This is a genomic window from Pontibacter diazotrophicus (assembly GCF_003367245.1).
In the GTDB taxonomy this organism is placed as follows: Bacteria; Bacteroidota; Bacteroidia; order Cytophagales; family Hymenobacteraceae; genus Pontibacter; species Pontibacter diazotrophicus.
This window is the reverse complement of the sequence record NZ_QRGR01000054.1, coordinates 1-15558: the sequence shown is the minus strand read 5'-3', so window position 1 is coordinate 15558 and position 15558 is coordinate 1. Positions and strand designations below refer to the sequence as shown.

Below are 15558 nucleotides of genomic sequence, written 5' to 3'. Positions count from 1 at the left end.
TCAAGAGTTTTGAAATACTATTTATGGATGACGGCAGAACAATAATTGTCAACTCTAATAAATGGTAAAACTCTTCACACAACAAAACCTAAACCACACCTGAAGGCGTGCCTTAGCCAAACACGTTATGTCTAATTACAATGACTAAAGAAATAGAATCAATAGGAAGCCGCTACGCAATTATAGCCGTGATTGCCAGTGTAGGTCTTATTCAATTTGTGTTATTCTTAATAAGCCTCGCAAAGAATACCGCTGCAGCGAATACCCTTGTAGACCTTTTCCTGAACTACCCTTTACCAGCATCAGCAGGAATACTTTCACTCCTTATATCTGCTCACTTCTTCGGTAAGAAAGCAGGTTTAAAACTTGAAAAAGATATTAGACTTGGCAGCTCTATTGGCTTTACAACTGCAATTCAAGTACTGGCAGTCGTAGCACTAACGCTTTCATTGGCAGTAGTAATTCAAATAAGCTGGAATGAAGGTTTCAATCTATTATTTTCAATGTATTTCCTACTAAGAGTAGCTGTCCCTATTCTGCTGTTAGGACTGCCTCTTGCCCTTTTGATGGGATATTCCTTTGGAGTGGTATTGAAGAACAAACTGAAAAACAACAAGACATAACCTAACCTAAAGCACACCAAGGCGTGCTTTAGGTTAGGTTATGGCATATAGGGAATCATGAAAAGACAAGTTATACTTTCCTTCTTCTTTTTCCTTATCTGGCTTACAGCAGTTAGCCAAGAGCGTCCATCTGTTTACATTGATGCATCAACAGATTCTGTCTATCATCATAAGACCATAGATTACCTAAACGAGCAAGTAATTCCAAAATGTAATCTTGGCAGCTTACCTACGTGGACTGAAGAATATGGCGCTCCACGTTCTCTGACTTTTCTCTTTAAAATTCAGATAAACTCGGAGGGAAAAATAGTAAGTGTAATTACAGATAAAGCCGAAATAAGCTATCGGAATACAAAAGGTAAAACGGTCAAGGAGCCAATAAAAGGAGAACCTTTCTGTAGCCGCATAGGGAACTGTTACAGAGAAGGAATCTTAAATCTGAAGAAGTTAAATACCCTAATGCTCAATGATGCTAATGTTAACACAGAAGTGCCTTTTGTCGTGAGATGGGAAGGAATATAAAACAACAATTTCCCTTTATTATTGAAGACTCTAACTTACTTCACATTGGTTTTTGAGATAGCGTTCCCAATGCTCATATGGTTCAACCGCTTTAAACTTCCCCTCATGGCTTGTGGTGTCCTGTTACACATAGGAATATTTTTGCTTATGAGGATCGACGGTTTTTCTATTCCTATGCTGCTTTGCTATATAGCACTAGTGCCAGATAGTGATATCATCCGCATAAGAACTTATTTTACCCGCAAAGTCAACTTCGTTGGTATTACCAGAACCTCTTTATAAGATCTATGTCCACAATCAGGCAAACAGTTATTACTTTCCTTTTGATGCATTTGGTTTTTATAACCTATGCAAGGGTTTCGGAACCGATAACTGGCTATATAACAAACACCCAAGGAGCTAAGATTGCCTACGCAACCGCAGTATTGAAAGAAATTGGCAACACTGCAGCCATTGTGGCCACTGCTACTACAGATGAAAACGGCACTTTTTCATTAAAAATGCCTGACAAAGCCACAAACCAGGCTACTTATATACTAGAGGTTCATCACCTGCTGTATAATACCTATGTATCTGAACCGCTCACAAAACAAGAGCTCACCAGAACAGCGCTACACATTACGCTACAGGACAAGACTAATATGCTTTCCACCGTCACTGTAGAAGCCAACAAACCAATTATCGAACGACGCGGCAACGCCTTGAGGTTTAACATAAGCGGACAGGAGCACCTGAAAGGCAGGAGCCTGGAAGGCATTCTGAAAAACCTTCCGGGCGTGACCCTCAGTCCTGGCGGAGCTTTGCAGCTGTTTGGCAAAGGAGGCGTGGCGGTGTTTTTGAATGAGGACTTGCAGCCTTTGGATCCCAGAGAATTACAGGCTTACCTCAGCAGCATTGATTACAGTATCATAGAAAGCATTGAGATAATACCCTCTGCCTCAGCCGACGCTGATGCTTCTTTTTCCTCTGTTATCCGGATCAGGACGAAAACAAGGTTAGCCAACCTGTATAGCTCTAACACCCTTCGGTTTGAGCATGCCATAAAACCAAGCATTTATTACAGTAACCTGACCTCACTGCCTGTGAAAAACAGCACATTCAATGTTTTTACCAGCTACTCTAAGGTCAATAAGTTTGAATTCAACAGCTATAAAAGAACATCTGGTAATATGCTGTATATGCAGGAAACAGAGAATAACATACAGCCTCATGTGCTCTCTGTAGAGCCCTCCTGGCGCCACACCTTCCAAAACAAATCAAGCATAGTTGCCTACAGCAAGTTTAGTTTCATTGATGAAGAAATAGCAACCACCGGGCATAGTGCCATAAGTGGAATCGGATACCTGCAAAACATCAACACAACAGTTAACCATTCCGATAAAATAACAGCTGGAGTGAATTACAGCCTTCCTCTCGGCAAAAGCAATCCCTCTGGAAGGAAATTGATCCTGGCCTATGATTATAGTCACAATAACCTTCCGGCTGAGTACGCCAGTGTTTCCAGCCTTACCACTTCAGACCAGCCGGAGCCGTCCCCTTTCTTTGCCATCAATACCAGGCCTGACGCGTTTTTACGGTTACATATAGCCAAAGCGGATTATGTGGCAGAGAAAGAAAAGTTTACCTATAAGCTGGGGGCAAAGGCGACAACCGTAGATTATGAAAACAAATTCGAGGTTGACGCTGCCTTAAATAGCAGATGGGTTCAGGACTCTCTTAACTTCAGGGAGTACCGCTATCAGGAGAGCACGTATGCCGCTTACGCTTCCGTTACCCTTAAACCTTTTAAAAGCTTTGATGCCACTTTAGGCTTAAGGGGCGAGCAAAGCAGCCTGGGAAACAGCTTCGATACCAGGCAACAAACGCTTGACACTTCCTATTTCCAGCTTTTCCCGTCGGCGAACCTGGCCTACACTTTTGCGAACGGCAACCTCTTCGGCTATAACCTGACACGCAGAATCAACAGGCCTAACTTTAACCAGCTAAACCCGACTCTTTTTTTAACAGACCCTTACACGTACCTGCGCGGAAATGAAACGCTGCTTCCCCAGGTGACCACTATCAACGAGCTATTCTTCATACTTCACAAAAACAGTGTTTTCTCTGTTTCGCATACACACGTGAACAGATATATTGCCCAGTTTCCTTTTCAGCAGGGCGCGTACCTGGAGCTCTCACCACAGAACTTCGCCTACAGGCGCACCTGGACGCTCTACGGGTCAAATCAAACCAGTATTGCCCCATGGTGGCAGCTCAGCAGCGATGCCTCTGTTTATAATGCGTCTGTCAGGTTCGGAGACGTCAAACAGCGGGCAACTTCTTTTAAGTTTGGTCTCCGGAACAACCTGACTTTGCCTATGGCGCTGCATGCCAACGTAGACTTTCAGTACGAGGGGCCAGGCATTAACGGCATCTTTGAGCGACAGCAATACTATACGCTGGCCGCAGGTATCCGACGGTCTTTCCTGGAGGAGAAACTGACGGTAGGTATTAGTGCTAATGACCTGTTTTACAGCTTTAAAATCAAAAATTCTCTACTTTCAGAGACAGAGAGCATTCAGCTGACTCAAAGGTTTAACAGCCGCCTTTTGTCCGTGTCTGTCAACTATGTCATACATAAAGCAAAGGGACAGCGCATCAACAAAGCCACGGATGAAGAACTGCAGCGCTTCTAAGAAGCTGTTTTAAAACCTATTAAAACCTCTTTACCATGACACTGATCATGGCCAAATAGACCATGCTCTGGGCGTTTATTCTGCTTTTTTCGTAGTCTTTGCTCAGGCGCCTTGCGTGCAGTATCCAAGCAAATGTCCTTTCCACCACCCACCTTCTGGGCAGTACCCTGAAGCCCTTCCTCTCATCGGTCCGCAGCACCACCTGCCAGCACCAGCCCCATAGCCTCTTGGCAAAGCGCCTCAGGTCCTCTCCCCGGTATCCCCCGTCCACCCACACCAGCTCTACCTGGCTGCATAGTTCCCTGAGGACAAAGGAGCGGCGCAGGTAGCGCAGCAGGCACTTGGCCCCCATCTTCTCCGATACGCTCGCCGCGCATACCCACACGGCCAACAGCAGCCCCTGCGTAGCAGTCAGGATAAAGCGCTTGCGCCCCTTTATCTGCTTACCTGCGTCGTAGCCCCGGTGCCGGCCGCCGCATGCCGTGGTTTTGACGCTCTGCGAGTCCAGTATACCAGCCGTTGGGCGAGCACTACGGGCTGCATTGGTGCGGAGCTTTTTGACCAGAAAGCAGTTGATAGACTCCCAGGTTCCGTCCCTGCTCCAGCGGTTGAAGTAGCCATAAACTGTTTGCCAGCAGGGAAGATCGTGCGGCAAACTGCGCCAGCTACAGCCCGTCTTTACCACATAAAATATGGCATTGATGACTTCTTTTATGTCTGCAGCAGGGCGTCCGCCGCACTTACTTGCAGATTTAACAACAGGCATGGCCTGCTTAAACTTTTTCCAGCCGTTTTGGCTGATGTCGCTTGGATAAGGCTTTCTTTTTTGTTTCTTTTGAGTGGTGCTCACCTAGGTTCTGATTAGTTGGTCGAATAACTATCTTAACCAAAGTGGGCAATTTTTCTTTCCTCATATTTACCTTTTAAAACAGCTTCTAAGTATGCTACTCTCCCTACAATTCCAAGGAGCTAAAGCACGAATGACGTTACTTTCTGAGGCATAATCTCTGTCTTCAACAATATAAGTCGCTGATCTTGGACTGCAATTAAGCTGTAGGATAATAGTACAAGCTGCTGCAAAGCTTCAGTATTTTACTTATTATGCAGTTTCACTGCCTTAATAGATTCTATGCCTGAACATCAGGATGGACTGCCTCAATATAAAGCCTTGTTCCGGAGCCAATACCAGCACTTGTGCCTGCGCGTACACCGTATCACGCGCGATGCCGATGCGGCGGAGGATATTGTGCAGGATGTCTTTGTGAGTTTCTGGAACAACGAAGACCGGCAGCAAATTACAACGCCCGAAGCTTACCTGTACAGAGCCGCCATCAACAAAGCACTGAACTACGCCAGCAGCCAGAAGCGCAGAGGGGAACTGGAAGCACAATACAGAGCGCAGCAACCTTTATCCGACAACAGCACAGAACAGGGTTTGCAACTGCAGGAAACGCAGCAGAAAGTACAGGATGCTATCGAACTGCTGCCGCCCATATGCCAGAAGGTATTCCTGCTGAGCCGCTATGAAGAGATGAGCCATAAAGAGATTGCGGACTTTCTCAGCATCTCCACCAACACCGTCGACAACCACATCAAAAAAGCGCTCGCTGTGCTCCGAAAAGTGCTACTGAGCCTGCTGTTGGTGCTCTTCGAAATTATTTTTAATTTTTTTTCCTGATGGAGTAGCGGTCATGCTGCTTTCACTTGTCATGTATCTGAAAGCCACAATAAAAACTGGTGCCTTTGGCGAAAGCCTCCAGGCTATACACAAACTTAATGCATTAAAACACGTGCCCTGCCATGGATAGCAAGTATTGGGACATCGCCGCAAAACAACTGCATGGCAAGGCCACCCCTGCCGAGCAGGAGGCGCTGCGCCAGTGGCTGGCGCAGGACCCGGCACATGCGGAGCAATTCCAGGCGCAGCAGCGGCTGTGGGAATTGACGCCTCCTGCCCCTTTGGTGGAGGTAGATACAGCCGCTGCATGGCAAAAAGTAAAAGGACGGCTGCGGGCACAACCGGAGAAGCTGGAGCCTAAGGTTATCCCGATGTTCAGCACACTGCTGCGAGTAGCGGCTTCGGTAGTTTTGCTCATTGGTCTGGCCTGGATTTTTCAACTCTACTTCTTCCCATATTATGGCATGCAGGTCGTGCGGTCGGGGAACGGCACGATTGCGGTTGTGCTGCCAGACAGCAGCCGTGTATGGCTTAACCGGAACAGCCTGCTTGCTTACCACCCAGATTTTGACCAAGAGCGTGTGGTACAGCTAGAGGGGGAAGCTTTTTTTGACGTGCAGCGGAATCCGGAACGACCATTCATCATTCAAGCTGAAGCGGCAAAGACAGAGGTATTGGGCACCTCTTTTAACCTTCGCGCTTACCCTGCAGCGCAAACAGTGGAACTGACAGTGGTCACCGGCAAAGTAGCCTTTGCCGCCACAGAAGGCACTGCCCAGGCTGTTCTGACGCCTGGCTTTGGCGCAGTGTTTCAGAAGCAGAGCAACAGCATCGTAACGTATGCAGTGGCCGATGCGAATGTGTGGGCCTGGAAAACTGGAAAGCTTCAGTTTCACGGCAAACCACTAAAGGAGGTGCTGGCCGACTTGGAGGAGTATTATGATGTGAAGCTGCAACTGCAGCGTCCGGAACTGGCGGCTTGCCGCTTTACAGGCAGCTTTGAGGAAGCAGCGCTGGAGGAGGTACTGCAGGTGCTGGAGGCATCACTGCAAGTTAATATCACAAAACAAAATGAGCAGACTTATACCCTTACAGGTGAAGGCTGCCGATAAAGTAAACCTTAACAAACACCTATGAACAAACGTTTAGTATGCTTGGGTATAGGCTGGCTGACTGTTGTCTTCACCGTACTGGCACAAACAAACCCACTCGACCGGAAGGTATCCATTAGTCGAAGCATTGCCACTATTCAGGAGGTGCTAACGGAGCTGTCGGAAAGGTATGGGATACCCTTCTCCTATGGCAATGATCTGGTTCCTCTGCAGCAGCAGGTAAGTATAAAAGCAGAAGACCAACCGTTGTGCCAGGTGCTTGACAAGCTGCTGCAAAACACCAACACCCGCTACACCCTTATTGGCAGCCAGATCATTCTGCAGCCTGTGAAGCATCCGGTAAACCGGAAAAAGAAGGAGCAGTTCACTATCAGCGGGCACGTCCGGGATGCGACCTCCGGTGAAAACCTGGCGGGAGTCACTGTATCAGACGGAACAGCAGGCACTGCCACCAATGCCTATGGCTTTTACAGCCTCTCTGTTCCCGCGGGCACCAATGGGTTGCAGGTCCGTTACCTGGGCTATGCGCCGCTGGCGCTCTCTCTTCCATCCACCCCAAGAGATACTGTACTTACCTTATTGCTGCAACCGCTTTCAAATGAGATTCAGGAGCTGATAGTGGTGGCAGAGAAGGTAACGGATCTGCAGCAGGCCAACCGCCTGACCATGCATGGTTCTGAAGTAAAGCAGCTCCCGCGCCTGATGGGCGAAGCCGATGCCATCAAGGCTATACAGCTGATGCCTGGGGTGCAGGCGGGACTGGAAGGCTCCTCAGACCTGGTGGTGCGCGGTGGAAGCCCTGACCAGAACCTTATTTTACTTGATGGCGTGCCGGTATATAATGTATCGCATCTGTTGGGTTTGTTCTCTGTCTTCAACCCGGATGCTATTAAAACGGTGGACCTGATCAAAGGCGGTTTCCCGGCTCCGTACGGCGGCAGGCTTTCGTCAGTGGTGGATGTGCAGCTGAAAGAGGGCAATAACCAACAGTTCTCCGGTGAAGGTGCCGTGGGTCTCATATCATCTAAAATACTGTTGGAAGGTCCTATTAAGAATGAGAAAACTTCCTTTCTGCTAGCCGCACGGCGCACTTACCTCGACCTGCTGGCGGCAGCGGGGGCTGCCATGAGCGGTGAGACTATCAGCAACTACAACTTCTACGACCTCAACGCCAAAGTCAACCACACCTTCTCCCCCACCGACAGAGTCTACCTCAGCCTCTATGCCGGGCAGGACAAGTTTTCGGACAAGCAGGAGTACCAGAACCTGGGCTTAAAGGAAGAGGAGAACTTCAGCATGCGCTGGGGCAACAGCACCAGTTCGCTCCGCTGGAATCACATCTACGGGCCACGGCTGTTCAGTAACATCACCCTTACCCACACCCGCTATGGCTTCGGGCAGCAAAGCGAGTCAAAGCTGGAAGAAGGCAGTCGGTCAATTCGCCGCTCTACAGATTACAGCTCCAGCATCCAGGACTGGGGTGCCAAGGCTGATTTTGATTATCTGCTGCATGCCAGGCACAGCATCCGGTTCGGAGGCAGCTACACCAACCACCGCTTCAGGCCTGAGTCAGTCACCTTACAAACTGATACCCTCACGCTCACCACCGACTCCTTCTCCCAGATCCGGGCGCAGGAGTTTTACACCTATGCCGAAGACAGAATACAACTGAGCGAACGCCTGCAGGCGCAAGTGGGGCTGCACTTCTCCGGTTTTGCCGTGAATGGAGCGTTTTATAAATCGCTGCAGCCACGCCTGGGGCTAGGCTATACTTCAGCCACAGGTATCAGTGTAAGGGCCTCCTACGCCACTATGGCTCAGTACCTCCACCTTATCAGCAATACTGCTACGGGCACTCCCACCGATATTTGGGTACCGGCCACTGACAAGGTGAAACCCCAACGCTCGTGGCAGGCTACGCTGGGTGCTGCCACTGTGCTGGCACAGCAGTGGGAGCTTACATCGGATGTCTATTACAAGAAAATGCAGGACGTGGCAGAGTTCAGGGAAGGCGCTAACTTCATCAACGACTTCCTGAGCGCCGGGCCGGAAACCAACTTTGCCAACTTTGTGGCGCCTCCCTACGAAACGCGCCTTGTGCGGGGAAAAGGCTGGAGTTACGGTTCAGAGTGGATGCTGCGCAAGCGGACAGGCAAAACAACCGGCTGGCTCGGCTACACCCTCGCCTGGTCGTGGCGGCAACTCGACAGCGTTAACTTAGGGCAGAAATACCCTTATACCTACGACAGCCGCCACAGCATCTCACTGGTTGCCAACCACCAGCTCACCGAAAAGCTAAGCATTGGCGGCAGTTGGCAATACCACACCGGCTTTGTGACCACACTGCCCGCCGCGAGCTACAAAGCCTACAACGAGCCGGTACGTTATGAAGGTTACTCAGGCAATAGCAACATTGAGAATGTAGATTACCTCGGGGAGCGCAACAACTACCGGATGCCAGCTTACCACCGCCTCGACCTGAGCCTGACGCACACGAAGAAAAAGAAGTGGGGAGAACGCAGCTGGAACATCTCTGTCTATAACGCTTATAACCGCAAAAACCCTTTCTTCCTACGGTTAAGTAGGTCATTGGGCAGCAATGTGTCAGGCATTCCGACTCGCGGCCTCTACCAGGTGTCGCTGTTTCCGGTGCTGCCCTCTTTCAGCTATGGATTTAAATTTTGAGATGATGAGAAAAACAAAGTACATACTCCCTATACTTCTTTGCCTGCCCTTCCTGCTGGGCAGCTGCGAAACGGTGGTAGAGCTGGAGTTACCAGAACATACCCCGCAGCTGGTTATAAATGCCGTCATCAATCCCGACAGCCTCTTCACAGTGGATGTGAGCGCCAGCCGGAGTCCTTTTTCCAATGGTGCCTATCCACAACTTTCCGATGCCACGGTGCAGGTATACCAGGCTGGTCAGCTTCTGTTCGACTTGCAGCACCAGGGCAACGGCATCTATAGGGCGGACGCTAAACCACAGGTTCTACAGCATTACGAACTGCGGGTGAATGCACCAGGCTTTCCGGGTGCCAGGGCTACTGCTCATATACCTGCCGCACCTATTCTAAGTGATGTGAAAGCTTCCGAGGCAAGTCCCTCCAACAGCCCATTTCCCATTGTAAGACTCTTCTTTACACTGAATGATGTAGCGAACCAGGAGAACTTCTACTATTTGCGGGCCTATACACCAGACACGAGCTATTACGATGGAAGACCCTATAACAGAACCGAGAGCCTTAACTTCACCGCTCCCATTGAAACGGAATTTAACATGGAGTCTCGTTACTTCTTAAGCGACAAGCTGTTTGAGGGGAAGCAAATACCCTTCAGGTTTGAGTATGCAAAAATTCCTGGCAGAACAACTTATGTGCAGGTGGCGCATATCTCAAAGGAATATTACGAGTATGCCCGGACACTGCAAAGGCAGGCAGGTGGGGATGATTTTGGTAAGCTACCAAGCCAGGTAACCAACAGTATCCGGAACGGCTTCGGCATTTTTGCTGGCTATAACGCTGTCCGACTGGCTGTGAAGCCTTAGCGCCTTACTTCTTTTAGCTACCGGAGACAACGTTTTCATAACACTACATATGCATAAGCGTAGTGCCTGGGCACATACTTTACAAAATTCACTGCATACAACACATATACCTGTTCCCTAACCTCTGACATCCTTCTATAGCTTAAGTTTATGATGAAGAACATGCTGTTGCTCGCCTGTTTAATATGAATTGGAGGGAACCGCGCCAATAAGCAAGTGCTCTACAAAAATATTTACATTAATGGCAAATGATATAAATACAAAACCCAGAAGATGACGCTTTACAGATACCACTAAAGCGCCCTGTGGCTGCGCTCCTGATACTCGTGTTCAATTGTCTTAAACAAAAAGCTTTAATTATAAAAAACTCCTTCGCTATGAAAAAGATAATCTGGTGCATGGCCATCATCCTGAGCGGTGGCAGCCTGGTGCAGGCGCAAACTGCCAAAGAGTACAAAGTGAAAGACGGGAAGGCGGCAGCGGACAACAAATGCTTTATATATGTAAGGTAATAGCAAAGATATTGTTTTGCCGACAACAGGAGTTGCCTGACTCGAGCAAATGCAGGATGGGGAAACCATAACCCGAGCAAAAGGGGCTTAGCTTCAAATATAGAGCTATATGAAAAAGTAGGTACATGACATGAAAACATGAGGGAAATATTATCCAGAGAGATGAAGCAGATCGTTGGAGGGAATAGGTAGGAAGCAACTCGAAATTGTGAAGGTACAGTCTTGACTGATGATAAGCCAATAGGATACAATAGAACTTGCGCAAGTAAACTATATGCCTGCTTGATGTAAGCAATAGTATGCAATTTATGGGCACGTCAGGGTGACTGCTACTCTGTTAAATTAGGTTATTTCAAGTTTATATATAAACCAAAAGAGTTATGATGAAAAGGCTCTGTCTTGCTGTGTTGCTTACCTTCCTTGCCGGCTTTTGCATAGCGCAGAATGCGAAAAGCACCATCACTTTGATAAGTATAAGCTCTCCTGAGGAACAAATTTTTGTTAACTACCGTGACGAGTTTAACGATAAAGGTAGGGGCAGCTTCAGGAGAGACAGCATAACAGGTAAGCTGCAGCCTGTGATAATTTCAACGGAGCATCCTCTGTTGTTGAAATTCAACAAGAATATGATGCAGTACCCTGTCTATGCGCTACCGGGGGACACGATATACATCAAGAGCTATTCCGCAGGTCCTATCTACTATACATTTCATGGCAAAAGAGAGCATGAGTTAAACTTTTTCACTTATCTAGAGCAGAATGCCTGTGGGATAGGGTATCCTGATGTATATGGAATGGGAAAAAAGACCGCTGAATTTCCTGCCAAGGTCAAGAGGTTTCTCAACTTGTATAACCAAAGAATTTCTCTGTTGGAAAGAGCCACTGACTCCTTAAAATTTAGCCCCACCTTTTATGCCTATGCGAATAGCGCGATCAAAGAGCAATACTTACATGCTTTGCTAGGGCCTTACTGGGATCCCAACCACATTTACAATCAGTTTACTCCTGATTATACTACAATGGTTCTACATTCTGGAGCTAAAGACTATCTAAAAAATGACGACTTGGTTTCATCTTCATCTCTGTATAGAACAGTAGTGATAAGCTATATACGTTTCCTGAGCCGCCACGCGCTGGACACTCCTGAGGAGTTACCTGTTTCTTACCAGAACGCTCTAAATACTTTCCAAGGTAAGACAAAGGATTATGCTTTATTTTATTTACTTAAAACAAGTGTTGATGAGGGTTTGCCTGAGTTTAAGGAGTACCAGGAAGGTTTCAGGAAGGAATGTTCTTACCTTCCGTATGTACAATATATTGATAGTTTAGCTGCCCGTTTTGATAACTTATCCTTTAGCCCATCATTGCTCGGCACCACACTGGAAACTATCACAGGTGAAAATACAAGCTGGCAGGAAATTCTGGAAAAGAATAAGGGTAAAGTGATATATGTGGACTTGTGGGCAAGTTGGTGTGGACCATGTCTCGTAGAGATACCGCACTCAAAGAAGCTACAGAAACTTCTCCCCAAGAACAACATCTCTTTCATCAACATATCGATTGACCTTGATCGGGACAAGTGGAAAAGGTCTATAGAGGAAAATGGCCTTGGAGAAGAGGATTCACAGAACTACTTGCTTGAATCGCAATCAGAACTTGCTAATTTTCTGAACGCCCCACCGATCCCACGTTATATTCTGATTAACAGGCAGGGGAGAGCTGTTTCACTTGATGCGAAGCGCCCAAGCAATCCAACCCTCATATGGGAGATAAACAAACTGTTTTGAGTAGCTAGTTTTTCCTTGTACTTTATCTCTACTTATGAATAGATACTGTAGCCTCCTCCGCAAAGAAGTGGCCCATGTGGTAGAGAGCAACACGGTGTTCCCCATCCTAGAGCACGGACAGGTGGTTTCCCTACTTCCAGATTATTTCCGCTCTCTTGTCCAGTGCACAGTTGTTGAATTGGTAAAAGTTCATTTCAGGCATTTTTCATTGTTCTCTTCATACGGCATGGCTTTGAACGCAGGCCAGGCAGCACCGGGTGACCCAAATCAGCAAACGGCGGAACCTCCTAAAGGTAGCACCTGGCTGAAGAACCGCATGTTTACCCGCCTCCTTAGAAACCGCCTTTCATTCAGGGGAGCTTCTCCAGCAGTTTCCTCAGGCTGGCATACTCCGGCTGCTCCAGCACGTCCAACCCTCCCCCGGTGGCCAGCTCCAGGGCCCGGTGGCACTGGCCCAGCCTGGCGAGCATAGGCTGTATCTGCTGGTTATAGTAGTTGAAGAAATTGTAGATGTCCCTGGTGGAGCAGGGCAGCTTATAGCCGGCGCTGGAGGAGACGATGAGCACGCCCTCGTCCCGCACCGGCCCCACCACCAGCGAGCGGAAGCGGTGCTCCGTGTAATTCTCAAACCTGTAGGAGTTGAGGTGCTGGAGCAGCTCGTAGGTGTGGATGAAGCGCGTTTTGTAGTTGTAGGTAAACACCATCAGCAGGTACTCTACAAAAACCATCCGGCTTTTGATGACCGGGTCCTCGCTGCCCGCGTGCCGCTGGAGATACTCCCGCGCCCGCAGTTGCGCCGCTGCCGTGATGGCCTCGTCCTGCGTATCCACTGCCATGCCCTCGGTGTCCACGGTATAAGGCACGTACCCCTCCGGCCAACGGATGACCCCCACGCACTTACCCGCCAGCTCCTGCTCCACATCCACCTCCGACAGCCCGGCGTGAAACAACTTCAGGCTCTCCCCCAGGAAGGAAGCCAGCTGCAGTAGCTCTGCCTCCTCCCCTGTTGAGAAAGTAAAGGTAGCCGGGGAGAAGAGGTCCACCTGGTGGTTTTCCTGTATGTAGCGGCGGAAGCTTTCCATGAACTCGGGCGTGCCCAGCTCATTGGCCACGATGCTCAGGTCCGGGACGGTGCGGTAGAGGTTGTTGTAGATAAGGCCGGAGAGGAACTTGTAGAACGTGCCCTTGTACTGGAGGGGCGACTTCTGGTGCAGCTTGCGCTTGTCCACCAGCAGGGCATGGAAGGAAAAACCCAGGAACTTGAGCTCCTCCAGGAATTCTCGCCGCTGCGCCTGGAACAGGGAGCCCTCTTCAAACCGGATGTCACCATTCGGAAAATGCCGGTCGCGGATACGGCGGAACCCCTCCTCCACTTCCCTTTTGTTTTCTTCCTCCACCAGCACGACCGTGACGGAGAAGTGCGTGTCCTCCGGGCTGTCGAAGTGAAAGCCGTGTGCCCCCGCCACGGAGACAAAACCAACCTTTGCCATATTCCTATTATATAGAGTGTACCTGCCGGGGGCAGTTCCCGGCGCCGCTCTGAAGATACTAAAAGTATTGACTTTTGCTATATTTTGCTAATGAGATTGGAAAATGCAGTTTTGTCACGGCGGCGGCTTTGGGTGTTAAATTTCATGAACGACATCCTTAGAGCGTAACATTTACCAGAAGGCTCCCCTCCTGGCAGACAAGGTAACTGGTTATTTACAAAAGGGAGAGAAACAGGAAGGTCCGCCCTCCGGCGAGGGGACCCGGGGCCAGGCACAGTGTTTTGTATAGAAGGGCTGCCGTTTGTGTAAGTGTCACCCCCCTGGCGCGGGGAATTACACAGTCGCCGGGAGGTGTTTACATTCCTTCTACGTTCGTTGTAGAAATGTAAAACAACCCCTACCTTTATAAAAACTTCAAAAAAAACAGGCGATGGAAGAGCAGCAGTACGTGGTCTACTACCGCGTCTCCACCAAGAAGCAGGGCGAGTCCGGCCTGGGCCTGGAGGCGCAGCGCACCTATGTCCGGCACTTCTACTCCGGCAGGAACATCATCGGGGAGTACACCGAGAAGGTCAGCGGCAAGGACATCGCCAACCGCCCCCGCCTGCTGGAGGCGCTGGAGCTCTGCAGGCGCAGGCAGGCGACGCTGGTCGTGGCCAAGATAGACCGCCTGAGCCGCAACACCGAGCAGGCGCTGAGCATCTACCGCGAACTGGAGGGCAGGCTGGAGAGCTGCGATATCCCGAACCTGGACAAGTTCACCCTCACGCTGTTCATGGCCATCGCCGACCGGGAGCGGGAGCTGATCGGCCTCAGGACGAAAGCGGCGCTGGATGAGAAGATAAAGCAGACGGGGGAGTGGCGCAAACCCTCAGAGGCCTTCCGGACGGGTGCCGCCTCCGCAGAGGGCACCCGGGTACTGCAGCACAACGCCAGGGTCAACGAGAACAACAAGCGGGCAGCGGCCCTCATCCAGTTCCTGCGCAGCACAAAAGTGGACGTCACAGGCAGCGAGGGAGAGGTGACAGGCAAAACGGAGATGCCCTGGAAGGAGATAGCCCGGAAACTGAACGAGGCGGGCTTCAGGGCCAGCCGGGGAGGACCGTTCCAGGCAACGCAGGTGCAGCGGATCCACCAGCGGACGGCCGCTCAGCAGGTCTCCCCTTTGGAGAAGCCTTTTCATAGCTGATAAGTATGATAAACAGGAAGGATAGTTTGTTTCTGCTTATAAACCAGACATTATACCCTTGAAGCATGTACCAAAGATGGAAGCTGCTAACCAGAACCACTCCCTTGAGGCATCAGTTACAAGCGAAACCGCATTTGCAGCCTCCTGGAGAGCGAGCGGGATTTGGTACTTTCACGGGAAGCAGAAACTTTCAGCAGGTTACTTTATATTACTCCATATATATAGTATATTCGTTAGTCCGGTTACGGTTATCTGTTGATTTTGACAGATAAGCCGAATAGACTTCCGTTTATCCCCTAGTTAGAGCGTATTTTAGATTATCAATGAAAAAGATACCCATCTTGCTTTGTATGCTTCTGTTAAGTCAATGCAAGCAAAAGCCCTTAGAATCAAAACTAAATGATAGCAGCTTTACTCAAGGGGAAG

Annotated in this window: 12 protein-coding genes; 10 read left to right on the top strand and 2 right to left on the bottom strand. The window is 49.2% G+C overall.

Annotated features, from left to right (window positions below):
* Positions 1-140 precede the first annotated feature (140 nt).
* From DXT99_RS26075 to DXT99_RS26060, 3 genes are all read left to right on the top strand, one after another.
* Positions 141-623: a hypothetical protein gene (locus DXT99_RS26075; protein ID WP_115568542.1), complete on the top strand. Its 483-nt coding sequence runs from the start codon at positions 141-143 to the stop codon at positions 621-623.
* 57 nt (positions 624-680) lie between these two features.
* Positions 681-1145, top strand: a complete 465-nt coding sequence (locus DXT99_RS26070; RefSeq protein WP_115568541.1) for a hypothetical protein — start codon at positions 681-683, stop codon at positions 1143-1145.
* A gap of 425 nt (positions 1146-1570) precedes the next feature.
* Positions 1571-3820, top strand: a complete 2250-nt coding sequence (locus DXT99_RS26060) for an outer membrane beta-barrel family protein (protein WP_181885280.1) — start codon at positions 1571-1573, stop codon at positions 3818-3820.
* 19 nt (positions 3821-3839) lie between these two features.
* On the opposite strand, the gene DXT99_RS26055 is transcribed toward DXT99_RS26060, so the two are convergent.
* Positions 3840-4670, bottom strand: coding sequence for an IS5 family transposase (locus DXT99_RS26055; RefSeq protein ID WP_115568538.1), 831 nt, complete (start codon positions 4668-4670; stop codon positions 3840-3842).
* 279 nt (positions 4671-4949) lie between these two features.
* Between DXT99_RS26055 and DXT99_RS26050 the strand changes: the two genes are divergently transcribed.
* The 6 genes from DXT99_RS26050 to DXT99_RS26030 all read left to right on the top strand — a co-directional run bounded on the left by DXT99_RS26050 (position 4950) and on the right by DXT99_RS26030 (position 12453).
* Positions 4950-5498 (top strand): RNA polymerase sigma-70 factor, encoded by a 549-nt coding sequence (locus tag DXT99_RS26050; RefSeq protein WP_115568537.1) that lies wholly within the window; start codon positions 4950-4952, stop codon positions 5496-5498.
* Positions 5499-5620: 122 nt separating this feature from the next.
* Entirely contained in the window at positions 5621-6610 is a 990-nt protein-coding gene (locus DXT99_RS26045; RefSeq protein ID WP_115568536.1) for a FecR family protein, read from the top strand.
* A 21-nt stretch (positions 6611-6631) separates the two neighbouring features.
* The gene (locus DXT99_RS26040) at positions 6632-9295 is read left to right on the top strand and encodes a TonB-dependent receptor (protein WP_115568535.1); all 2664 of its coding nucleotides are present in this window, start codon (positions 6632-6634) and stop codon (positions 9293-9295) included.
* On the top strand, positions 9279-10154 hold the full coding sequence (locus tag DXT99_RS26035; protein WP_181885279.1) for a DUF4249 domain-containing protein: 876 nt from the start codon (positions 9279-9281) through the stop codon (positions 10152-10154). Before DXT99_RS26040 ends, DXT99_RS26035 begins: the two co-directional genes overlap by 17 nt.
* 377 nt (positions 10155-10531) lie before the next feature.
* A complete protein-coding gene (locus tag DXT99_RS27820) occupies positions 10532-10666 on the top strand; it encodes a hypothetical protein (RefSeq protein WP_262511389.1) in 135 nt (44 codons plus the stop codon).
* 380 nt (positions 10667-11046) lie between these two features.
* Positions 11047-12453 (top strand): TlpA family protein disulfide reductase, encoded by a 1407-nt coding sequence (locus DXT99_RS26030; protein ID WP_115568533.1) that lies wholly within the window; start codon positions 11047-11049, stop codon positions 12451-12453.
* Between the two features lie 350 nt (positions 12454-12803).
* Here the strand turns inward: DXT99_RS26030 and DXT99_RS26025 are convergent, their stop codons facing one another.
* Positions 12804-13943 (bottom strand): P-loop NTPase family protein, encoded by a 1140-nt coding sequence (locus DXT99_RS26025; protein WP_115568532.1) that lies wholly within the window; start codon positions 13941-13943, stop codon positions 12804-12806.
* Between the two features lie 430 nt (positions 13944-14373).
* Between DXT99_RS26025 and DXT99_RS26020 the strand changes: the two genes are divergently transcribed.
* Positions 14374-15132 carry a recombinase family protein gene (locus tag DXT99_RS26020; RefSeq protein ID WP_115568531.1) on the top strand — a complete coding sequence of 253 codons (759 nt, stop codon included), beginning with the start codon at positions 14374-14376 and terminating at the stop codon, positions 15130-15132.
* Positions 15133-15558 lie beyond the last annotated feature (426 nt).